This window comes from Halomonas sp. ABH4_019 (assembly GCF_056159885.1).
On sequence record NZ_JBSWWC010000004.1, the window covers coordinates 326081 to 347011 of the forward strand.

Genomic DNA, 20931 nt, shown 5'->3' on the forward strand with positions numbered 1-20931 from the left:
GGGTCCCTCCTCACTCGCGGTGCAGGCGCGCCGTGGGCGGCGCAGGATTGCGTTCGAGAAGATGCTCGAGGTCCTCGAGCACCAGCGACGTCTCGACCTCGGGCGCGTACTGCAGCACCGCACGTCCCTCGGGGTCGAAGATCCACAGCCGCCCCGGGGCCCGCCAGGCCGGCGATGTCGTCCATTCGGCCGCCGCCGCCCCGGGCAGCGGCAACGCATCCCCGCCGAGGCGCAGCCGGCTCACGCGGTACGCCTCGCGGCCCAGAGCGCGATGCAGTCGCCACCAGCGGTCGGCCTGCTCGGCGCACGATGCCGGGCAGTCGAAGGCCAGCACCCAGTCGTCGGCGCCCTGCTTGGCACCGCCGACGAGCGGCCAGGCGGCGAGCTCCGGCAGTTCCGGGGTCAAGCGCCCATGGGCGGTGCGTCCCTCGGGCACGCCCCAGCGCCACTCGACCATGCCCCAGGCCACCGCCATGGGCAGCAGGAAGACCGCGAACAGCGCCAGCAGCTTGGCGCGCGACGAAACGGGAGATTGGGCAGGCATCGATCACTCCTCTCGGCCGAACGAGGACTCGCGACGATCACGGGCCAGGCGGCGACCGCCCAGGATCATCACCACCAGGGCGGCGAGGGCCAGGCCCCACCATTGCAGGGCGTAACCCAGGTGCCGCGACGGCGGCAGCACGTTGGGACGCCACCAGGTTTCGAGATGCCCGGGACCGGCCTCGAGATGCAGCCAGCCGTCGTGGGCGAAGCCGCCGAGCCCCGGCCAGGCGTCCAGGGCGATGCGCTGCAGGCGACGCCCCTCGCGATTGGGACCGAACAGCGGCGCCGCCTCGCCGGCGACCTGCCAGCGCCCGGACAGGGTGACCGCCCCCTCGGGCGTGGTCACGGTCGGGGTCGCCCGACTGGGCCCGGTGGCCAGGAAGCCTCGCTCTACCAGCCACAGGCGCCCGGCGTCGTCGCGCAGCGGGGTCAGGGCGGCGACCCCCAGCCGCCCGTCGTGGGTGCGGTTGTCGAGAAACAGCGTGGCCTCCGCCACGTAAGCGCCGCGCAGGGTCACGCGGGCGCCGTCGGGGGGCATCGCCACGGGGTCTTCCAGCCGGGGCGCCTCGGCGTGGCGGGCCAGCAGCTCGCGCTTGTCGGCGGCCCGCTGCCACTGCCATAGTCCCAGTCCGAGCCCCAGCGCCACCACCAGGCTCCAGCACAGGATCCAGAGCCCCAGGCGACGGCCGCTCAAGCTTGGGCCGGCGGCCCCCTTCACGGAGTGAGATATGTTACTCAAGACCTTGATTGCCCTCGTTTTCCTGGCCATGGTGGCGAGCCTCGCCGCCGGCGCCGGCTTCCTGATCAAGGACGGGGGGCGCTCACGGCGGGTCCTCGTGTCGCTCAAGCTGCGCGTCGCCCTGGCGGCCCTGCTGCTGGCGCTGCTCCTGTATGGCTTCTATGTCGGCGACCTCGGCGGCTGATCCGCTCAGAACACGTAGACGCAGGTGAACAGGCCGATCCACACCACGTCGACGAAGTGCCAGTACCAGGCCGCCGCCTCGAACGCGAAGTGGTCGTCTTGGGAAAAGTGCCCGCGCACCACCCGCCCCAGAATGGCGATCAGGATGATGGTGCCGATGATCACGTGAAGGCCGTGGAAGCCCGTCATCAGGAAGAAGGTGGCGCCGTAGATGCCCGCCTGCAGCGTGATGCCGTAGTGGGCGTAGGCCTCGTAGTACTCAAACCCCTGGATGACGATGAAGCAGAGCCCGAGCAGCACCGTGCCGGTCAGCCAGTTCCGGGCCGTGGTGCGATAGCCTTCCTTGAGCCCCTCGTGGGCCACCGTCAGGGTGATGCTGGAGCCGACCAGGATCAGGGTGTTGACCAGCGGCAGGTGCCAGGGGGAAAAGGTGTCGCTGGGCCCCTGGATGGCCTTGTCCGGAGGATTCATCAGCGGCCAGGAGGCGGTGAAGTCGGGCCACAGCAGGGCCGCCACGCCCTTGGCGCCCTCGCCGTCCAGCCACGGCAGCGCGAAGGCACGCACGTAGAAGAGCGTGCCGAAGAAGGCGGCGAAGAACATCACCTCCGAGAAGATGAACCAGCCCATGCCCCAGCGGAAGGAGCGGTCCATCTGCGCGTCGTAGAGGCCGCGGCGGGATTCCTCGATCACGTCGCGGAACCACAGCGTCATCACCGCCAGCACCCCCAGCAGGCCGATCGTCATCACCGGCCAGCCGGCCAGTCCGTGAACCAGCAGGGTGCCGGCGCCGATCATCATCGCGCCCATCGCCAGCGAGGCCAGAACCGGCCACTTGCTGGAGGCGGGAACGTAGTAGCTGCCACCGCTCATGCTCGATCTCCTCTAGCTGGCCACCGCCCGGAGCGGCGCTGCCTCGAGGCGCCGCGAACTCAGTGCTCGCGGGGCCGGAAGTCGGGAGGCGTCTCGAAGGTGTGCAACGGCGCCGGACTCGGCACCGTCCACTCCAGGTCCACGGCGCCGTCCCAGGCCTTGGCCGGCGCCTTCTCCCCACCCCGCACGCACAGCACCACCACCGCCACGAACAGCAGCTGGGAGGCCCCGAACAGGAAGGCCCCGAGACTGGTCACCATGTTGAAGTCGGCGAACTGCAGCGCGTAGTCCGGAATGCGCCGCGGCATGCCGGCCAGGCCGGCGAAGTGCATGGGGAAGAAGGTCAGATTGACGCCGATCACCGACAGCCAGAAGTGCCACTGGGACAGCCGCAGGTGCGGGTAGTGGCCGGTCCACTTGGGCAGCCAGTAATAGACGCCGGCCATGATCGCGAAGACCGCGCCGGGCACCAGCACGTAGTGGAAGTGCGCGACCACGAAATAGGTGTCGTGGTACTGGAAGTCCGCCGGGGAGATGGCCAGCATCAGCCCCGAGAAACCGCCGATGGTGAACAGCACCACGAAGGCCAGGGCGAACAGCATCGGCGGTTCGAAGGTGATGGAGCCGCGGAACAGCGTGGTCACCCAGTTGAAGACCTTCACCCCGGTAGGCACCGCGATCAGCATGGTGCTGTACATGAAGAACAGCTCGGCCACCAGCGGCAGCCCCACCGTGAACATGTGGTGCGCCCACACCAGAAAGGACAGGATGGCGATGGAGGCCGTGGCGTAGACCATGGAGGCGTAGCCGAACAGCGGCTTGCGCGCGAAGGTGGGGATGATCACCGAGACGATGCCGAAGGCCGGGAGGATCATGATGTAGACCTCCGGATGGCCGAAGAACCAGAACAGGTGCTGGAACAGCACCGGGTCGCCGCCGCCCGCGGCATTGAAGAAGCTGGTGCCGAAGTTGATGTCCAGCAGCATCATGGTGATCACCCCGGCGAGCACCGGCATCACCGCGATCAGCAGGAAGGCGGTGATCAGCCAGGTCCACACGAACAGCGGCATGTCCATCAGCCGCATGCCCGGCGCCCGCAGGTTGAGGATGGTGGCGATGATGTTGATGGCACCCAGGATCGAGCTGATGCCCGCCAGGTGCAGCGAGAAGATGAAGAAGGTGGTCGACGGCGGCCCGTAGGTCGTCGACAGCGGTGCATAGAAGGTCCAGCCGAAATTGGGGGCGCCACCCGGCATCACCAGGGTCGACAGCAGCAGCGCAAAGGCCACCGGCAGCAGCCAGAAGCTGAAATTGTTGAGCCGCGGCAGGGCCATGTCCGGGGCACCGACCTGCAGCGGCACCATCCAGTTGGCCAGGCCCACGAAGGCCGGCATCACCGCCCCGAAGACCATGATCAGGCCGTGCATGGTGGTCATCTGGTTGAAGAACTCGGGCTGGACCAGTTGCAGCCCCGGCTGGAAGAGCTCGGCGCGCACGACCATCGCGAACAGCCCGCCGATGAAGAACATGGCCAGCGAGAACAGCAGGTAGAGCGTGCCGATCTCCTTGTGATTGGTGGTCAGCAACCAGCGCTTTATGCCCCGCGGCGCAGGGTGCGGATCGGCCACCGCTCCGGCGGAGGCCGGCTGGCTATGTTGTACGGTGGACTTGGGAGGCAAGTGCGAAGCCATCGTCGTACTCCCTGGTTAGCATCTCGTGCGCCTTCGCCGGCGCCTGGTGGCGTCAATTAGTCGGCGAGCCGCTCGGCGATCGCCGAGGGCTGGACGCTGTCGCCGGCCTCGTTGCCCCAGGCGTTGCGCTCGTAGGTGATCACGGCGGCGATCTCCACCGGATCCAGCGTATTGCTGAAGCCCGGCATGGCGGTGCCGGGAACACCGTCGATCACGGTCCCGATATGCCGCTCCAGGTCATCGAGCAGCGCCTGGTTGCCTGCCAGGGCGGGGAAAGCGGGCGGGCTGCCGCTGCCATCGGGCTGGTGGCAGGAGGCGCAGATGGTGCCGTAGACCTGCTCGCCCCTTTCCATCAGCTCGTCGAGACCCCACTCGCGGTCGACCCCCTGGGCGGCCTCGGCGGCGGCCGCCTTGCGCTCGGCCAGCCAGGCGTCGAAACGCTCCGGCTCCATCGCCTCGACGACGACCGGCATGAAGGCATGATCGCGACCGCACAGCTCGGCGCACTGGCCGCGATAGGTCCCGGGCTCGTTGATCCTCACCCAGTTCTCGTTGACGAACCCGGGCATGGCATCCTGCTTGACCGCCAGCTCCGGCACCCACCAGGAGTGGATCACGTCGTCGGACGTCAACAGCAGGCGCACCTTGCGGTCGGTCGGCAGCACCAACGGCTGGTCGACCTCCAGCAGGTAGTTCTCGTCCTTGACGGCCTGGCCCTGGACCTGCTCGCGCGGCGTGGCCAGGTTGGAGGTAAAGGCCACGCCCTCGTCCCGGTACTCGTAGCGCCAGCGCCACTGCTGACCGGTGATCAGCACGTCCATGTCGGCCTCGGAGGCGTCGTACATGCGCTTGAGGGTCGCCGTGGCGGGCACGGCCATCGCCACCAGGATCAGCAGCGGGATGACCGTCCAGATGACCTCGACGGTGGTGTGCTCGTGGAAATGCACGGCCTTGGCGCCGCGGGAGCGACGATAGCGAAACAGCGAATAGAAGATCGCGCCGAACACCACGACCCCGATGACCACGCAGATCCAGAAGATGATCATGTGCAGGGACTGGATATCGCGACTCAGGTCGGTGACGCCGACCGGCATGTTCCAGCCGTTGGCCAGCACGAACGAGGGTGATCCCGCGAGGATCGTCCCTCCCGCCGTCCCTACGAGCCGGTTGCGCATCGCCCCCTCCTCTTCCTGACGTCGTTGTTGTATTAGCCACGTCTGGATCGAGTATAGAAGCCCCTCGCGGGGCGACCGGCTTGCACCAGCGCCTCGCCCTAACGCGTCAGTCAACGCTAGTGGACGACTCAGCGCGCCGCCAGCGATGCCACCATGGCGATCAGCACGACCAGGACCAGCGCCAGCGACAGGCCCGCGACGATATAGTGGCTCGCCTTGCCGCCGGTGAAGTCCTCGCGCCGGCGCGCCTCCTTCTGGACGCCGAAGAAGGCCGCCAGTACCGATTTGATGACACGCCACATGACGCTTCCTCCCCAGGCTTCCCCATGAGGCTAGCCTACGACGACGCAAGGCTCCCGCGGCACGACTCGCATGCCCGACGCGGGCCGAGGCCGGATTCGCGACACGCCTCGCCACGACGACATCTATACTGCGAGGACGACGCCCCCGACGGCGGACGTCGCTGGTCCTGTCAGCGCACGATACGGGAGACCCATGATGAGCCAAGACACCGGGGAGGCCGGCCACACCCCCGTGCCTCCCCAAGACGCCATGCTGCAATGGTGGAACCGGCAGTGGCTGGAAGGCGCCACTCCCTTCGCCCGAATGCAACTGGCCTGGATGGAGAGCCTGGTGGAGGCCATGCGGTTCGAGGCCCAATGCCTGCACGCCCTGGCCGAGAGCGGCGAACGCCTGGCCGGCTGCCATACCGGGCACACCGTCAAGCACCCGCTCGAACTCCATCACTGCTATCAACGGCTGCTCGAGGATGTCACCCAGACCCATCTGCAGCGGCTCGGCAAGGTCGCCGAGCTGTCCGAGGATTTCCGCAAGCGCATCTGGGAAGAACTCTGAGCCCCGCTCGGCCGAGGGGCATCGGGCACGGTCCGGCGCCCTACCCCAACCCCAGCAGATGAGTGACCAGCGGCAGCAGGAAGGCCGTGAGCAGCCCCGTCACGCCCATGGCCAGACCCGAGAAGGCCCCGGCCACCGCGCCTATCCGGGCGAAGGCCTGGGCGGTGCCGAACCCGTGGGCGGCCAGCCCCAGGGTGAAACCCTGCACCGCCGGGTCGTCGATTCGCAGCAGGCGGAAGATCGCCGGGCCCAGCGCGCAGCCGATGGCCCCCGTCAACAGCACCAGTCCCGCCGCCAGCGAGGGGATACCGCCGATCTGCTCGGCAATGCCCATGGCGATGGGCGACGTCACCGACCGCGGCGCCAGCGACATCACGGTCTCGAGACGCGCGCCCAGCAGCAGTGCCAGCCCCAGGGTGCTGGTCACGGCGGTGAGGATGCCGGTGAGGCAGGCCAGCAGCAGCGGGCCCAGCAGGCGACGCACGCGCTCGCGATGATCGTAGAGCGGAATGGCCAGCGCCACCGTGGCCGGCCCCAGCAGGAAATGGATGAACTGGGCGCCCTCGAAGTAGGTGGCATAGTCCACGTCCAGCCACAGCAGGGCCCCGATCAGCAGCGCGATCGCCAGCATCACCGGGTGCAGCAGCGGCGTGCCGCCCAGGGCACGATTCAGGCGCACCGCCAGGGCGAAGGCCAGCAGCGTCATCAACAGCGACAGCAGCGGGTTGCCCGACAGATAGACCCAAAGCTGGTCCAGGCGCGCGACGTTCATTGACGACCTCCCCTGCCCTGGCGCCCCTGAAGACGCGACAACACCCCCGCCGTCACCGCCAGGGTCAGCACGGTGGACAGGATCAACGTGGCCAGGATCGGCAGGATGTCGCGACCGATCAGCGCGCCATGGACCATCAGGCCGACGCCGGCGGGCACGAACAGCAGCGTCAGATAACGCAGCAGGCCCTCGCCGGTGACCCTCAGACTTCCCGGCACCTTGCCGCGCACCATCAGCGCCACGAGCAGAATCACCATGCCGATCACCGGCCCGGGGATCGGTAGCGTCAGCCCCCTCGCCAATAGCTCGCCCAGCATCTGGCAGGCCAGCAGCATGCTCATTCCCAAGATCAGCGGCATCATCATCCTCCCCGAAAGCGTTCCCTCATTCTGGCAAAGCGAGGGGCCGGAGGGGAGCATCCGGTGCGCGCGGCCAAGTTTCTGAAACGAAAGCGCAAAAAGGGGTTTTCATTTTCCGGGGAACGCGCTAGTATACGCCTCGTTCTCGGGGGACACGCCCCACGGCGCAGGACCCAATAACGAGAACGTCGGAGCGTGGCGCAGCTTGGTAGCGCGTTGCAATGGGGTTGCAAAGGTCGCTGGTTCGAATCCAGTCGCTCCGACCATCAAACATCAAGGAAAACGGTCACTTAGCTCATCAGAGCGGTGGCCGTTTTTCGTTGCGCTCAAAATATTGTCAAAACCTCGTCAAAACCCTCCGCATTCCTTCTCCCTGACACAAAATCAATGGTCTAAGCTGATTTTGCTTCAGGGCGTCAGCCTTGAGCGAAGCCAGACCGTTAGTTTCAAGGAGCGATTCATGACCAGGAAAACGCATCACGTCGTGCCCAACCCCAATGGCGGATGGGACGTCAAGAAAGGCGGAGCAGAGCGTGCCAGCAAGCATTTCGAGCGCAAGGAAGACGCCATGGACTATGGCCGTCAAGTGAGCCGAAACCAGGGGAGCGAGTTCATCCCTCACCGGAAAGACGGGACCATCCAGAACCCTGACAGCCATGGAGGCGACCCGAACCCGCCCAAGGACAAGAACTGAGCTTGGGAGCCCGCCTACTGCAGTGGATTACGTAGGCGGGCTCTAACGGTCTTCCAATTGTCCTGCACCTTAGATAAAGTTTGCCATGCGGTTCCGGGATCCGGTTTGTGCAGTCGGGTGCTGCCGCCAACATGACTGCTTTAAACTGCAATAGGCAGCAGGTCTGGGCCCCCCTATCCCGGCTCTACAAGAGATCAGGGGGAAGTTGATGAGGGATGCTATGGATAAGCCCAACTCAACGCGCTCAGCAGGTCTGATCTCCAAAGCAACGGCATATGCTGCCGTATACACCGCTTTGTCTGCATCAATCCCTGCATGGGGTGCGGTTGCCATTGCTGGTGTGGTTGTGTACGCCTTGCTGCGGTTCTAAGGCCTTCGCCCCGGCCGGCTCTGGCCGGCTTGGGGCACCTAAGTAAGCTTGAGCTCAATGGTAGAGCCACACCTAAGCCGATTTCCCTTCTGTATCAGGGCCCTGCCCTACCCTCTGTCTCACTTTTCGGCGATTGTCTCACGCGTCAATCTGCCTCCCGTTGAATATTCCAGCAAGCCATGACGGCCTTGCGTCTCTGTGCCAACACCTCTAATACTGTTCATCCATACAGTTTTAACGAGGGCCCGGCCATGTCGGACACGACCGCCTATGAACAGCTTGCCCAGCGCATCCAGATAGAGATCGCCGGAGCGAACCGCCGCGAGATCCGCCAAGTGTATCTGCGTCCCCGAGAGGACGATGACGTCGAGGCATGGGAGCGGATCATCGGCGAGATCGACGAGAACGAGAACGTGGACATCACCCGCACCGATGAGGGCTGGCTGGTCAGCTGGTTGCCGGCGACACCCTAAGATGGAAGCGGGCGTGAGCACCGGAGGAATTGAAGAAGCAGTTCGATACGGCCATGCTAATTCAGCAACCTTAGAGCCCATCTACCACATAGGCCTTTCGATGAAGAAGCTGGCGTTGACATTGATCGTGGCGACTCTGCCCATGGCCGCCCTGGCCGAAGACTGCGATAAACCGGATGCAGAGGACCGCATCATGCAGGCTCAGGACGCGGGTATCGTGCTCGGCATGGGCATGATTCAGGACACCCCGACCATTGCCGTCGACACCGTGACCTGGGATAACGCCAGCTACGACGTCCGCCGTGGACTAGCCACCACCTTCGAGTGCGTGGTCGCCGGGCCAGATAGCGTGCTTCGCGAAGCCCGCATCGTTACCCGCGGCGGGGACCTGCTTGCCACCTGGGACGGCGTGATGCAGGAGCTGCACCTGGAGTAGGCAGGCCTACTCCGGCAATTCCCCCTTGACCTGGCTGGAGAAGCCGCCAGTATCCAGCCGGTGCTGCACCTCGGTGATCAGCCATTCGCCGTCGGCACCCTCGCGGAAGCCGGAAAGCGCCAGCCGCCCCTCGGCCATCAAGGCCGTGTCTCCCGGCAGGGTCAGGTCCAGGGTCTGCTCGCCGCGCGCTCCGCGGCGAAGCTCGGCGCGAGCCGCGGCCCGCGCGGCCGCCTCATCCGGGTAGATCGTCTGCAGGCGCTGCACTGGCTCGCCCTCGCCCACGCTGATCTCCAGCGTCGCCGCGGCCTGGGTATCACGCCAGCGAGCCACCACCTTGCCGGCGGCGCCACGCTTGGCCAGCTTCATGCGGCCACGACTCACCATGGCGGGCGTGATGGCCACCGTGGGCAGCGCCTGGCCACCACTCTCGCCTCCCGCGCTCTGCGAAGCGGCACGCTGCGCCAGCAGCAGCCGGCCGCCACCAGGCTTGATGATGCCGTCATACTGGTGCGCCAGCCGCGTCAGCAGGCTCATGTCGGATTCGTCGGTCTGGTCGATATGCGAGAGGCCGATGCCGACCATGGCCTCCTGGATGGCGGGCTCGAGGTCATGCTCGCCGGCGATGGTGCGCACCATGTCGCCGAGGGTGGTCCCCGCTTCCCAGCTGCGGGTCTTCTTGGTCTGGAGCATGGGCCGCTGGCTGCCCTCCCCCGACTCGCTCACCGCCAAGGGCGCCGCCTTGGCGACGATCTTGAGCTGATTGGGCGGCCAGCTCATCTCGAGGCTGTCGACGATGAAGGCGCCCATTTCGTCGGCCTCGTCATCATAGCCGAGCCACACCCGAAGCTCGGCGCCGCTCGGGGGCAGTGCGATCGGGGCGGAGGGGTCGTGGTCGGCCAGCGTGAGCGTCAGCTCGTCGGACTCGATGCCGGCCTTGTCGGTCAAGCGCAGCGAGACAAAGCGCTCTTGCAGCGCCTCGGTGATGTCTTCCTGGTTGGCCGTGATACGGAACGTCGGCTTCACCCCCACAGGCGCACCCTCCGGCTCGGCGCGGGCTGCTCGACGTCCGGCAGGGTCAGCAGCAGGCCGGCCGGCAGCAGCGGTCCCTGATCAGCGATGCCGCGATTGGCCGCGAGCACGGTTTCCACCAGCCCCTGGCTCAGGCGGCCGTAGGCGCGCCAGCAGATCCAGTCGACGGTGTCGCCGTCACGAGTTCGATACTTGCGGGCCATCGTCGTAGAACCTCATCTGCAGGGTGAAGCGTTGCCGGCGCGGCACACCGGCCGGGGCGAAGGTGTCGGCCTCCTCCTCGATGCCGAGGATGACCCAGCGGCCATGCACGTGGCCGAGGCCGTCCACCAGCATCAGCGGCTCGCCCTTCGTGGCCTGGCTGCGCATGGCGTCGAGTTGACCGGTACCACCGCGCCAGCCGGGATAGATCCGGCCCGTCACGGTGATGGCGTCCTCTCCGTACCCGGTGAACTGCAGGGCCTCGTGCTGCCCTACCCTGGCCTGAGCGGCCCACTGGTACCGACTGGAACGGCTCAGCTTCTGATAGGCGGCGGTGTCGAGGCTGAAAGAGAAGGCCCCAAGCTTCATCATCACATCAGCCATCGTAGAGGGCCCCTTGCTGGCGTTCGTTGATCCGCTCCATGACCATCTCGGCGATGCGCTCGGCATAGGAGGCGTCGGCCTCCCCTTCGCGGCGGGTCACGTGCAGCGTCAGGTTGTTGGTGATCTGGTTGACCACCTCGCGGACTCGCTCGCCGGCGGATGCCCCGGCCGACTGGTCGCCGGAGAAATCGGGGCGCGGCATGGCACGCTCGGCGGCAGCCTGGCCACGAGCCTCGGCATCGTGGCGGCTGCCACCCACCCGTGCCGCCGGCCCTGGCCCGCGGCCGGCGGTCAGCCGTGGCGGCGGGGTATCGGGTGCGTCCTCACCGAAGCCCAACCAATCCCGGACCTGGCCGAAGGCATTGCCCACCCACTCCAGCTTGCCGGTGATCCAGTTCATCGCCCGCTCGGCGGCACCGGTGATGCCATCCCACATGCCGGCGAACCAGTCGCTCACGCCCCCCCAGGCGGTGGCAATGGTCTCGAGGGGCGACCAGGAGAGCTTGGCCTGCATCCACTCCCAGGCGGCAGCGGCGTCGTCCTTCACGACATCCCACACACCGCCCAGCCAGCCGGTGAGGCCGCCCCAGTTCTCGATGACCAGCCCCAGCGGCGACCATCCCAGGATGGTCTTGATACCATCCCAAGCCTGGGATGCTGCGCCCTTGATCCCCTCCCACATGCTGGCGAACCAGCCGCTGACGCCGCTCCAGGCGGTGGCGATGGTCTCGAGGGGCGACCAGGAGAGCTTGGCCTGCATCCACTCCCAGGTGGCTCGGGCGCCAGCCTTGGCGTCTGCCCATGTGCGACCGAGCCAGTTAGTGAGGCCGCCCCAGGCGGTGGCAATGGTCTCGAGTGGTGACCAGGAGAATCTGGTCTGCATCCAGTCCCAGGCAGCGCCAGCCATATCCTTGACCGCACCCACGATGTTGCCGATCGCCTCGGCGGCGGGCTGCCAGGCCCGGACGATCAATCCCAACGGGGAGAAACTGACGATGGACTTGAGCCCCTCCCAAGCCCAGGAAGCGGCGCCCTTGATCCCCTCCCACATGCCAGCGAACCAGGGGCCGACGGCCTCCCAATTGCGATAGATCAGGTAACCGGCGCCAGCGATCGCACCGATGACCAGGCCGATGGGGTTAGCCATCAGCGCAGCCCCAATAGCCTTGATGCCGCCCGCCACCATTGGCAACGCACCGGAGAGCGACACTAGCGCCGAGCCGGCCTGCCAGATAGACGCACCGAAGGCGACTACCGAAGCGATGGCCTTGCCGGCGAAGATCCCGCCGACGATCATGCCCAGGTTGTCGAAGCCGCCAACGAGATCGGCGACTACCGCGGTGGCCTGACCAACATGCTCGGCAGTGGTGGCTAGCCCGCGCAGCAGGTCCCCGACGATGGGCACAGCCTTCTCGAGGCCATCCGCCATGGTGCTGGCGAATTGGTCGACACGATCCCGGTTCTCGATCAGCCAGCCGGAAAGCTGGTTCATCATGTCGCCCACCGCCGGCATCAGGGCGGTACCGATGGTATTGCGCAGCCCGACCACCACACCGGACACCCGACGCCAGGAGCGCATGTATGCCCGGGACGCTTGAGCCTGGCTGCGCGACATCGTGACCCCTGCAGCGTCCGCTTCACGGTGTAGCTTGGACACCTCTTCACGCGATAGCTGCAGGTACTCGATGAACTGCTCGCCGGCCTCGCCGCCGAACAGCTCATCTGACACGCGCTGGCGAGCGGCGGGCTCCTGGATGGCTGTCATGCGATCCCGGACCACGCTGAACAGCTCAGCAGTATCCTTGGAAAGCCGGTTGACCTCCTCCTGCGAGAGCCCCAGGCGCTCGAACGCCTCAACAGCAGGACCGGCACCGGCGACAGCGAACTCATCGGCACGCAGCGAGAGCTCCTTGACGCCATCCACCAGCGAGTCGTTGGCGATGCCGAACTGCCCGGCTGCGTACTGGGTGCGGCTCAGCCACTCGGTGGTGACGCCCAGGCGGCGGGCGTACTGGTTCAGTTCCTCGTTACTGTTGGCGGTGGTATGGGTGACCAGGCCGATGGCCGTGCCCATGGCGCCCATTCCCACGGCGGTGCGACGCGCCAGAGTGCCGACCTCACGGGTCATGTTGGTGAACCGCCCCCCCACGTCGGCATCGGCGATGCGCTGCAGGGCGGCTTGCTTGCGTCGGGCGCGGTCGATCTCGTCGCTCAGCGACGCATACTGCCGGCGCAGCGGCTCGACGTTCATGCCCCGGCGCCCCATGCGATCGATCTCGCGGGAGAGCATGGTCTGCCGGCGGGTGGCCTGCCGGATGGTGTCGCCGACTTCGCCCAGCTGGTCCTGGGTATTGGCCAGCCCGCGAGTCAGCGACCGGGCAACGGTGCCGCCGATCTGGATGGTGGCGTTGAGGCGTTGGTTCGCCATGCGCGATCCTTACTTGCGTGGCAGGCCGGCCGCCCACCACAGCAGTCGACTGGTGGGCAGCCCCGTGAGCTCGGCTAGTGACCAGCCGGTATGGGAGGCCAGCGCCAGCACCAGCCGACGCGCGTCATCAGCGCTCAGGACAAAAAACCCGAGTAGGCCTCCTGGAGGCGGCGGTAGTTCTTGAGCGAGAGACGGCGAATGTCCTCCGGCGCCACCTCGCAGAGGTTGGCCATGGCCGTCACTTCCTTGATCGCATCGCTGCCCTTCATCTCGTCCTGCACGATCTGGTCATCGACGGTCGGCTCGCGCATGCGCATCGTTTTCTGCTCGACACCGCTGGCCAGCGTCACCGATCGGTCGAAGGTGATGTCGCAGAAGCCCTGCGGGTCGTAGTTCAGGTAATCGGGGGTCTGGTCTTGATCGTCCATCGGGGACTCCATGTGGTGGAAGTGGGCCGGCGAGAGATCACCGGCCAAGGCCTGCCATGCCGAGCACCGCTACACGCCCAGGGACGCGCGCAAGTCGGCCAGTAGATCGTTGCCGTTGACGATGCGGATCATGTTGATCGGGTCGATCTCGTGAACCAGGGAGCCGTCGTGCTCCTCGCGGTAGTAGTCCAGGGCCATATTGACGGTCATCGAGGCCGCCTGGCCGGGCTGCCAGGTGCCACGGTCGAGACTGGTCACCTTGCCGCGCATGGTGTGCACGGTGGGCCGCCAGGTGCCGTCATAGGACTGCATGGCGCCGCGGCCCACGAACGGCACGGTGTTGCCCTCGGAGACGCCAAACTGGCGCAGGATCTCCGCATCGTAGGCGCGCAGCACGAAGCTGGTAGTGAGCGCCTCCATGCCCATGTCCAGGGTGATCGGGGCATCCATGCCGCCGGCGCGGTGCTCCTCGGTGGACAGGGTCAGTACCGGGGGCGTGTACTCCATGACCTGACCGGCGTAGCCGCGGCCATCCACGGAGACGGTCATCTGCTTGATGATGTTGCGAGCGGCCATCAGGCGAACACCTCCTCGACGTAGTCATTGACCAGCATCGACCGGAACGTGATGTGCTCGGCCGGATACGGCGGGGTGAACTCGAAGTTGAAGTACACCTTGCCCAGCTGGATGTTGGCGGGCGTGTTGAGGTCGGGATCCGGCCAGCAGCGCCCGCCCAGCAGTGCGCCCTGGGCCACGAGGCTGGCGATATAGGCGTTGACGCCCTCGGTCACGTCCTCGACGTAGGTCTTGGTGATGTTGCGGTCCACCGCCCACAGGTGAGCGCGCTGGATCGAGTCGTTGATCATGTCCGCCGTGCGGCGCACCGAGAGGAAGATCCACTTGGTGTCGTCGGTCAGCGAGCGGTTGCCCCACAGCCGATAGCCGTCCTGGCGGATGATGGTGGCGATGCCGCCCTCGTTGAGCAGGTTGGCGCGACTGTTGGCGTCGCCCAGCTTGAAGTCCACCGGGCGGGCGGTACCGACGATGCCGTTGACCGGCTTGTTCGAGGGCGACCACCAGAACCCGAGATCGTTGTCGATCTTGGCGATGATGCCGGCCACGCGTGCGCTGGGCGGCTCGGCGGCATAGCTGCCGTCGCTCTGCAGGACCTGCACCCAGGGATCGACCAGGTAGACCCGTGCGCTGCCCCAGTCGTTGGCATATTGCTGGGCCGCGTCGTCTGTGGTGTTCGGGCCGTCGGCGACGATGATCGCCCGCATGCGCTCGGCGATGCCCAGCAGCTCGGCCACCACGGCGTTGCGCAGGCCGCTCTCGCGCTGGTGTGTCCAACCAGGCGCGCAGAGGATGCGCGGCGAGAAGCCGACCACCGACTCGGCGCCCAGCAGTGCGTGCACGCCCTCGAGGTCGCCGGTGGTGGCGTTCACCCCGCCGACCACGTTGGCCAGGGTGGTTTGCTCGTCCTCGGTGTCCTCGACCCGCACCACGATGACCACGGCACCCACCTGGTCGAAGATGCCATCCATGGCCCCGGGCAGTGTGCCGGCGGTGCCCAGCCGGGCCGCCTCGGTACGGCTGCCGGCCACCAGGGTCGGCCGGTTGAGCGGGAACGGTTCGGCCGCCCCACCGCTGAGCGCTTGGAACTCGCGTGCCCGAGCCAGGCCGGTGCCGTCGCTGCCGGCCACTGCGGCGGCAGTGACCAAGGCCGCGGCCTCGGTTTCGCCATTCACCGCGGTGACGATGTCGGCGGCGGTGCTGGAGACGGCGCCCTCGGTGTCGGTCGCCAGCGCGACGGTGATGTCGTTGCCATCGACGGTCACCGCCAGGGTCGCCGAGGCGCTGCCCGGATCGACGTAGCGGATCCGCACGTTGTTGCCCTCGGTGCCCTCGGTGACGGCGGTGTAGTTGATCCCTGTGTTGGCCGGGGCGTTGCCCAGCGTCAGCGTGGCTTCCGTCGCGCCCTCAGCTTCCGGCGCGGTACCGACGATACCGATGACGCCGGAGCGCACGGTCTGGATCGGCCGGGGGCCAGTTGCAATCTCGAGGACCTCGGCCCCGTGAAGAAATGCCATAGCGGTTTGCCTCTCGCCTGATCAGGTGATGTTCCGGACGGTAATCCCAGCATGACGCGCGAGCTGGCAACGCTCCGCTGGCAGTGGTTCCTCGGCATATCTGGTAGCTTCCAGAAGATCCAGAGCTTTCATCTCGATCACAAAGAATTCCGGCATGAGGCAGTTCTAATCCACACTGTCACACCCTGAGCGACGGATCTCACCTTAGCCAATCTCTTTTCAAGCTATCCGCCAACAAGGGAAGAAATCAAGCCCTCAAACCCAAAAACTCATCAACACGCCTAAGGACCAAAGCATTTACAACAATTTACCAATCACCTGTAGTTTCAGAGACCTACAGCGACCTACAAACCCAACAGCTGTCGACTTTCTGACGCAATGATACCTGCGCAATATGGACAAATGGTCATTTGTACAAAGGCACATTAACGCAAAGACGTATAAACATTCCGACGAGAAAACGCATAACCGCCTTTGCGATCTCCTGCCTCATGTCAACACCAGTCAACCTTTAGGAAATAGCGGTAGAGACGGTCATGACGAGGCCTAACGCCAGGTGCATGGAAATGAGCAACTGACTCACTAGTGACAGACCAGCACTAACGGCGGCGTAAGAAAGATTGACGACTCCCCCATTGGTATCAATGCCTCCAGCTAGCTGCTTTCGATGGCTATCGCCCTGACGAAGTCGGTGTGGAACCCCGACCCACAATGAAGAACCTCCCCGAGTGTCGGGCTTGGTGCTTCCTGAAGGGCACTCCACCGCTTCGCGGCCCGCTCGATCGTCTGAGGCTACGGCGGTTGGCGTAAGCCACCAGGCCGATCACCGTCACGGCGACGGTGCGGACAGGGTTGCGCAGTAGCCGGCGAGGAGTGAGCGTCGGGCGATGTGGCTGGGGATCTAAAACGTTTGGCGAAGTGCTCAATGGCGCGTGTTGATCTGGTAAAGTCCAGACAGGTGCGGTCTGCAGGGGGAGTGATGAACGAACGTTGGTGGAGCATCGGGATACTCATGGCAGTAGCGCTAGTGGCTGCGTTGGGGCCCTTTCTATTTGAAAACCGCCTTTTTCTTACTTCTTGGCGGCCAGAGTGGGTGCAAGCTATAGGCTCTATAATGGCAATATTGGTGGCGATTATTGTCCCCGCTTTATTTGAGAGGCAAAGAGTTTCAAGGAAGAATGTAGAAGATGAGGGGCGGCGTCGTTCTTCATTCCAGTCAATATATAATGAAATCGTTCTTCTCAGAGATTTCTTTCATCATGTAGAGATGAGTCTTGTTAGCTGTAGGATTGAGGTTATTGCTGACTTGGCTAGTGGTCGATCAAAAGCAGATCCAAGATTAAATGTGGATGTAAGCAGTGATAAGTTTAACCTTATATCATACTTACCTGGAAGCATTACGGGCTGTTACATGAATGCAATTTCCAAGAGGTTTTTGTTGGTCAACTATCTTGATGCTTTGTTATCACAATATAGAGAAGATGGCGAGATCAGTGCGACCAATATCTCGATTGCAAAGCAGATATGCTATGAAGGCATAGACAATTGCGAGGTGATCAAGGATGCGGCTTTAAAGGCTGACCCCACCCTTTCGTTTTATATTAAGGCGAGACCTATTAGCCCACACCCCGTGGACTAATAGAATTATCATTTGCACACTTGTTTCGCCTTGATCACCACACCACCGCTTCGATCCCTTCCCGGTCTTCGGCAGCGAGCGCCGCGGTGATGGCGTCCTTCCTGTCCCAGCTGCGGGCCTTGAGGGCCTTGTAGTGGGCCAGGGCCGCGTCGGTGAGGGCGATGGTCTCGTCGGGCGTCATCGGGTAGGTGGTGTTCGACATGGCGCGGAACTCCTGCACGGCGCTTGTCTCGCCGGCGGCGGCCAGGTCGCGGGCCTCGATGGCCAACCCCATCAGGTTCTGCCGGTCCTCGGCCATCATCTGGACCGTGTCCTCGGTGCCATCGGGCATTGTGTAGGGCAGGCCGGCGGCGAGGGCGTCGACGAGAGCGGTGTCGATCGCAGCGCGCTTGCGGGCAGCGAGGGTGTCAAGGTCCAGGGGCGGGATCGGCACCCAGGTGGGGCGTCCACTCTCGTCTGCTGCTCGCTGGTAACCGGTCGGCGGCTCAGTTTGCCCATACTTGTTAAATTCCTCGTCGGTAACTTCGACAGAATCCCTAGGAAATGTCCCTGCGCCTTCATAGCGAAGACGCATTGAAACCGGATAGAAAATGTTTTCTGAAGGGCTGAAATAATACATGGCAGCTACTTCCCTAAAGCGATGTAAAACAAGTTGAAGCTTTCATTCGTCCCTTCGATTAATGCACCAACAGCCTGAAACCCCGTCGTCGTGATTGTTGCAGGATCCACCGCAGCCAGTGACTTCGATGAGTTGCCAATGGTAAGGCGCGTCCCCACCGTCACGTTGAGACACTCCAACGGAAAAGCTACAGAGAAGTTAATCTGGGAACCATCTGAAAGGGTGGTGGCTGTGCCCCATTGGATACCCCAGCCTCCTAGAAATGATGGAAAGAAAAAATGCCCTGTTTGATTTCCTACTGAATAAGAAACTCCCCAGCGTAGCTTCTTCGGTGTCACGGCAGAGGTGTCGTCGGTGCCGGCATCCACCTGGGCTTGGGTGGCTACCTTCAACATTCCCGCAACGGTTTCGGTCGCTTGCTTGACCCACTGCGCCGCCCAGCCCTTGAGCTTCTTCGCGGTGATGAACTTGCCATCGTCTGCGCCCGCATCCACTTCGGCCTGCGTGGCGATGATGGCCATACCCTGCTCGGCCTCGGTGGCGGCTGGATGGTTGCGGCTGGCCTCGTGCTCGGCCCGCTGTTGGTCGACATACTCCCGCGTGGCCAGCACCACGCTGGGGTCGACCTTGAGCGTGACGGCGCTGGTATCGCTGACCTCGAGCACGAATCGGACGGTCTGGGTCCGGCTGGAGCCCTCGGCCAGCACCGGCTTGTAGGTCTCGGGGTAGTTGCCGATGCCGATCAGGTCGCCGTCGACGTCGAAGATGCCGATCTCGCGGATGGTCCAGCCACCGACGTCGGGCGGGAGGATCTGCTCGACGATGATCCAGGACGGATTGTCGGGATCGGTCTGGCTGGCGTTGATCGGCGCGCGGCGCACCTCGTTGACCAGGGCTGTGGCGCTGCTATCGGGCGTGGGCAGGCTGCCACCACCGTCGCCGACGGCCAGTGCGGTGATCTCGATGACCTGCCCGAGGGCCACGGCGTTGGCCAGTTTGGCCTGACCGGTGTCGGTGAGCAGGGTGTAGAACTGGGGCATTCAGGCCTCCTCTTTCTTCAAGATCATGGCAATGGGTAGACGGTGGCGGTGTCGGTGCTGTCGGTGGCGGCGCCCACATAGAACAGCCCGGCGACCTCGGTTTCTTCGGCGACGAACGGCATGACGGCGGTGACGTCACCGTCATAGGCGGCGGTGGCCACATAGGCGGTGCCGCGGCTCTCGCCGGCAAGGTCGAGGCCGCTGATGTGTCGGCTGACCGGCCTGGCGTCGTCGATCAACCGCTCGAGCTCGGTGTACATCTGTTCGGTGATGCCGGTATCCAGCACGCCGATCCGGAGCGCGAAGGTGCCGCGCTCGCCGGCCGGCTCGGTCTGCCACCACTCCACGACCTCGAGCAGATAGCCCAGCGGCTCGACCACCCGGCGCAGCGCGCTGATCGTGCCCTTGCGCTGGTGGACGTAGAACGCAGAGGCGATGACCTCGCGCTTGGCGGCTTCCGACCATGTCGGGTCCCAGCGGTCGACGCTGAACGCCCAGGCGAGGTAGGGCAGCAGGTGCGCCGGGCAGGTATATGGGCGCCACAAGTCGCGCAGCGGGATCGGCACGCGCTGAATCTCGGCCAGGGCCTCGGCGGCGGCGCGCTCCAGGGGCGAGGCGTTGGGCGGCAGCAGCGGCGTGCGGCTATCAAGCATCGCTGCCTCCGATCGTCACGGTGGTGCCGGTGCAGTGGGCGGCCTGAGTGTCGTCCAGCACGACGTCGGCGGCCGGTGCGGCCAGCTCGACGCGCTGCACGCCCTCGACATGCAGCGCGGCATGGATCGCCGAGATGCGGATGTCGCGGCCGATGCGGCGCTGGGCGGTGACATAGCTGGCCAGGGCGGCCTGGGCCGCGGCGAGGATCGGCTCCTGCTCGGGCCCCGGGTAGACGTAGAGGGTGGCGTCGACGCTGTAGTCGATGATCTCGGCCGACTGCACGGTGAGGCGGTCGGCCACCGGACGCACGTCATCGGCGGACAGTGCGGCGTCGACGATGTCGATCAGGTCCTGGCTGGCCTCGCCGTCGCCCTCGGTGCTAAGCAGGGTGACCAGGGCCTCGGCCGGGGCCGGGCTGGTGGCCGTGGCGTCGGCGACCCGGCCGTCGGCGCTGAGGGCGTGGAACTCATAGGCGGCGCGCGGGCCGGCGACGCTGAGCCCCTCGAAGGCCCTTTGCGCACGCAGGCGCAGGTCGGTGTTGCTCTCATAGGTAGGCGGCACCGGCGGGGTGGCGTCTGGATCGCCGGGGTCGATCATCAGCCGCTCGACCTCGAAGTTGGCCACCAGCTGGTCCAGGTCCTCGTCGCGACTGAACGCCAGCATCACCGCCCGGGCAGCCTCGTTGACCCGCTGCCGCCAGACCAGCTCGCGGTAGGCATTCTCTTGCAGCAACATGGTCAGCGGCTCGCTCTCGAGCGCGAGAGTGGCCTCGACCTCGGCGCGCCGGTCCTCGCCGACCAGGGCGAGCAGGGCGGCGCGGCGATCGGCGAGCACGGCCTCGAAGTCGAGATCCTCGACGACGTTGGGCGGCGGAAGTTGCGACAGGTTGATGGTATCCGCCATCAGCTCACCTCGATGCCGTCGAGTTGGATGGACTCCCCTGTGGGCACGTACTCGCCCAACAAGTCCAGGGTCACGGCCCCCGGTACCGCGCTCGCGACCTGAACGCGCGTCAGCCTGAAGCGAGCCTCCCAGCGCGCCACGGCTTCAGCGGTGGCGGCGTAGAGCTCGACCAGGGTGGCGTTGTTCATGGGGGCATCCACCAGCTCGTGAAGGCGCGAGCCATAGTCACGCCGCATCACCCGGGTGCCGATGGGCGTGGCCAGGATGTCGCGCAGTGACTGCCGCAGGTGGTCGATGCCGGAGAGGGAGTGCCCGGTCTGTGCATTCATGCCGTTCATGCTGGGGAGAATGCG

26 protein-coding genes and 1 tRNA gene are annotated in these 20931 nt (G+C 65.3%); 7 read left to right on the forward strand and 20 right to left on the reverse strand.

Annotated elements, in window-relative coordinates; genetic code table 11:
* Positions 1 to 10 precede the first annotated feature (10 nt).
* Positions 11 to 544 carry a hypothetical protein gene (locus tag ACXAFN_RS17250; protein WP_474990735.1) on the reverse strand — a complete coding sequence of 178 codons (534 nt, stop codon included), beginning with the start codon at positions 542 to 544 and terminating at the stop codon, positions 11 to 13.
* 3 nt (positions 545 to 547) lie between these two features.
* Entirely contained in the window at positions 548 to 1240 is a 693-nt protein-coding gene (locus tag ACXAFN_RS17255) for an SURF1 family protein (RefSeq protein WP_474990737.1), read from the reverse strand.
* Positions 1241 to 1274: 34 nt separating this feature from the next.
* Between ACXAFN_RS17255 and ACXAFN_RS17260 the strand changes: the two genes are divergently transcribed.
* Positions 1275 to 1469, forward strand: coding sequence for a DUF2909 family protein (locus ACXAFN_RS17260; protein WP_474990739.1), 195 nt, complete (start codon positions 1275 to 1277; stop codon positions 1467 to 1469).
* A gap of 5 nt (positions 1470 to 1474) precedes the next feature.
* Here ACXAFN_RS17260 and ACXAFN_RS17265 read toward each other — a convergent pair whose 3' ends face one another.
* The 4 genes from ACXAFN_RS17265 to ACXAFN_RS17280 form a co-directional block, all read right to left on the reverse strand.
* On the reverse strand, positions 1475 to 2338 hold the full coding sequence (locus ACXAFN_RS17265) for a cytochrome c oxidase subunit 3 (RefSeq protein WP_474990740.1): 864 nt from the start codon (positions 2336 to 2338) through the stop codon (positions 1475 to 1477).
* Positions 2339 to 2397: 59 nt separating this feature from the next.
* Positions 2398 to 4029, reverse strand: a complete 1632-nt coding sequence (gene ctaD / locus ACXAFN_RS17270; protein ID WP_474990742.1) for a cytochrome c oxidase subunit I — start codon at positions 4027 to 4029, stop codon at positions 2398 to 2400.
* 56 nt (positions 4030 to 4085) lie between these two features.
* On the reverse strand, positions 4086 to 5204 hold the full coding sequence (coxB, locus tag ACXAFN_RS17275; protein WP_474990744.1) for a cytochrome c oxidase subunit II: 1119 nt from the start codon (positions 5202 to 5204) through the stop codon (positions 4086 to 4088).
* Positions 5205 to 5332: 128 nt separating this feature from the next.
* Positions 5333 to 5506 (reverse strand): DUF2970 domain-containing protein, encoded by a 174-nt coding sequence (locus ACXAFN_RS17280; protein ID WP_474990746.1) that lies wholly within the window; start codon positions 5504 to 5506, stop codon positions 5333 to 5335.
* Between the two features lie 196 nt (positions 5507 to 5702).
* Between ACXAFN_RS17280 and ACXAFN_RS17285 the strand changes: the two genes are divergently transcribed.
* A complete protein-coding gene (locus tag ACXAFN_RS17285; protein ID WP_474990748.1) occupies positions 5703 to 6059 on the forward strand; it encodes a hypothetical protein in 357 nt (118 codons plus the stop codon).
* Between the two features lie 40 nt (positions 6060 to 6099).
* Here ACXAFN_RS17285 and ACXAFN_RS17290 read toward each other — a convergent pair whose 3' ends face one another.
* Positions 6100 to 6831 carry an LrgB family protein gene (locus ACXAFN_RS17290; protein ID WP_474990749.1) on the reverse strand — a complete coding sequence of 244 codons (732 nt, stop codon included), beginning with the start codon at positions 6829 to 6831 and terminating at the stop codon, positions 6100 to 6102.
* On the reverse strand, positions 6828 to 7190 hold the full coding sequence (locus ACXAFN_RS17295; RefSeq protein WP_474990751.1) for a CidA/LrgA family protein: 363 nt from the start codon (positions 7188 to 7190) through the stop codon (positions 6828 to 6830). The genes ACXAFN_RS17290 and ACXAFN_RS17295 overlap by 4 nt, the downstream gene beginning before the upstream one ends.
* Positions 7191 to 7379: 189 nt before the next feature.
* Here ACXAFN_RS17295 and ACXAFN_RS17300 point away from each other — a divergent pair.
* The 4 genes from ACXAFN_RS17300 to ACXAFN_RS17315 all read left to right on the forward strand — a co-directional run bounded on the left by ACXAFN_RS17300 (position 7380) and on the right by ACXAFN_RS17315 (position 9163).
* Positions 7380 to 7456 (forward strand) — tRNA-Pro (locus tag ACXAFN_RS17300).
* Positions 7457 to 7650: 194 nt separating this feature from the next.
* Complete coding sequence (locus tag ACXAFN_RS17305; RefSeq protein WP_474990752.1) at positions 7651 to 7884, forward strand: DUF2188 domain-containing protein; 234 nt, start codon at positions 7651 to 7653, stop codon at positions 7882 to 7884.
* Between the two features lie 621 nt (positions 7885 to 8505).
* Positions 8506 to 8727: a DUF1654 domain-containing protein gene (locus ACXAFN_RS17310; RefSeq protein WP_474990754.1), complete on the forward strand. Its 222-nt coding sequence runs from the start codon at positions 8506 to 8508 to the stop codon at positions 8725 to 8727.
* 100 nt (positions 8728 to 8827) lie between these two features.
* A complete protein-coding gene (locus tag ACXAFN_RS17315) occupies positions 8828 to 9163 on the forward strand; it encodes a hypothetical protein (protein WP_474990756.1) in 336 nt (111 codons plus the stop codon).
* A 6-nt stretch (positions 9164 to 9169) separates the two neighbouring features.
* Here ACXAFN_RS17315 and ACXAFN_RS17320 read toward each other — a convergent pair whose 3' ends face one another.
* The 7 genes from ACXAFN_RS17320 to ACXAFN_RS17350 all read right to left on the reverse strand — a co-directional run bounded on the left by ACXAFN_RS17320 (position 9170) and on the right by ACXAFN_RS17350 (position 15723).
* Positions 9170 to 10186: a contractile injection system protein, VgrG/Pvc8 family gene (locus ACXAFN_RS17320; protein ID WP_474990758.1), complete on the reverse strand. Its 1017-nt coding sequence runs from the start codon at positions 10184 to 10186 to the stop codon at positions 9170 to 9172.
* A complete protein-coding gene (locus tag ACXAFN_RS17325; RefSeq protein ID WP_474990760.1) occupies positions 10183 to 10395 on the reverse strand; it encodes a tail protein X in 213 nt (70 codons plus the stop codon). The genes ACXAFN_RS17320 and ACXAFN_RS17325 overlap by 4 nt, the downstream gene beginning before the upstream one ends.
* Positions 10370 to 10777 carry a phage tail protein gene (locus ACXAFN_RS17330; RefSeq protein WP_474990762.1) on the reverse strand — a complete coding sequence of 136 codons (408 nt, stop codon included), beginning with the start codon at positions 10775 to 10777 and terminating at the stop codon, positions 10370 to 10372. Before ACXAFN_RS17330 ends, ACXAFN_RS17325 begins: the two co-directional genes overlap by 26 nt.
* Entirely contained in the window at positions 10770 to 13205 is a 2436-nt protein-coding gene (locus ACXAFN_RS17335) for a hypothetical protein (protein WP_474990763.1), read from the reverse strand. The genes ACXAFN_RS17330 and ACXAFN_RS17335 overlap by 8 nt, the downstream gene beginning before the upstream one ends.
* 134 nt (positions 13206 to 13339) lie before the next feature.
* Entirely contained in the window at positions 13340 to 13633 is a 294-nt protein-coding gene (locus ACXAFN_RS17340; RefSeq protein ID WP_474990765.1) for a phage tail assembly protein, read from the reverse strand.
* 69 nt (positions 13634 to 13702) lie between these two features.
* Entirely contained in the window at positions 13703 to 14209 is a 507-nt protein-coding gene (locus tag ACXAFN_RS17345; protein ID WP_474990767.1) for a phage major tail tube protein, read from the reverse strand.
* Positions 14209 to 15723, reverse strand: coding sequence for a phage tail sheath subtilisin-like domain-containing protein (locus ACXAFN_RS17350; protein WP_474990769.1), 1515 nt, complete (start codon positions 15721 to 15723; stop codon positions 14209 to 14211). Before ACXAFN_RS17350 ends, ACXAFN_RS17345 begins: the two co-directional genes overlap by 1 nt.
* 979 nt (positions 15724 to 16702) lie before the next feature.
* Here ACXAFN_RS17350 and ACXAFN_RS17355 point away from each other — a divergent pair.
* Entirely contained in the window at positions 16703 to 17362 is a 660-nt protein-coding gene (locus tag ACXAFN_RS17355; RefSeq protein ID WP_474990771.1) for a hypothetical protein, read from the forward strand.
* A 34-nt stretch (positions 17363 to 17396) separates the two neighbouring features.
* On the opposite strand, the gene ACXAFN_RS17360 is transcribed toward ACXAFN_RS17355, so the two are convergent.
* From ACXAFN_RS17360 to ACXAFN_RS17380, 5 genes are read right to left on the reverse strand one after another with little or no spacing between them, the layout of a single operon-like run.
* Entirely contained in the window at positions 17397 to 17981 is a 585-nt protein-coding gene (locus tag ACXAFN_RS17360; RefSeq protein WP_474990773.1) for a DUF4376 domain-containing protein, read from the reverse strand.
* A 5-nt stretch (positions 17982 to 17986) separates the two neighbouring features.
* Positions 17987 to 19021, reverse strand: coding sequence for a phage tail protein (locus ACXAFN_RS17365; protein WP_474990775.1), 1035 nt, complete (start codon positions 19019 to 19021; stop codon positions 17987 to 17989).
* A gap of 23 nt (positions 19022 to 19044) precedes the next feature.
* On the reverse strand, positions 19045 to 19674 hold the full coding sequence (locus ACXAFN_RS17370) for a phage tail protein I (RefSeq protein WP_474990777.1): 630 nt from the start codon (positions 19672 to 19674) through the stop codon (positions 19045 to 19047).
* Positions 19667 to 20578 (reverse strand): baseplate J/gp47 family protein, encoded by a 912-nt coding sequence (locus ACXAFN_RS17375; RefSeq protein ID WP_474990779.1) that lies wholly within the window; start codon positions 20576 to 20578, stop codon positions 19667 to 19669. The genes ACXAFN_RS17370 and ACXAFN_RS17375 overlap by 8 nt, the downstream gene beginning before the upstream one ends.
* Entirely contained in the window at positions 20578 to 20907 is a 330-nt protein-coding gene (locus ACXAFN_RS17380) for a GPW/gp25 family protein (protein WP_474990781.1), read from the reverse strand. Before ACXAFN_RS17380 ends, ACXAFN_RS17375 begins: the two co-directional genes overlap by 1 nt.
* Positions 20908 to 20931: the final 24 nt, after the last annotated feature.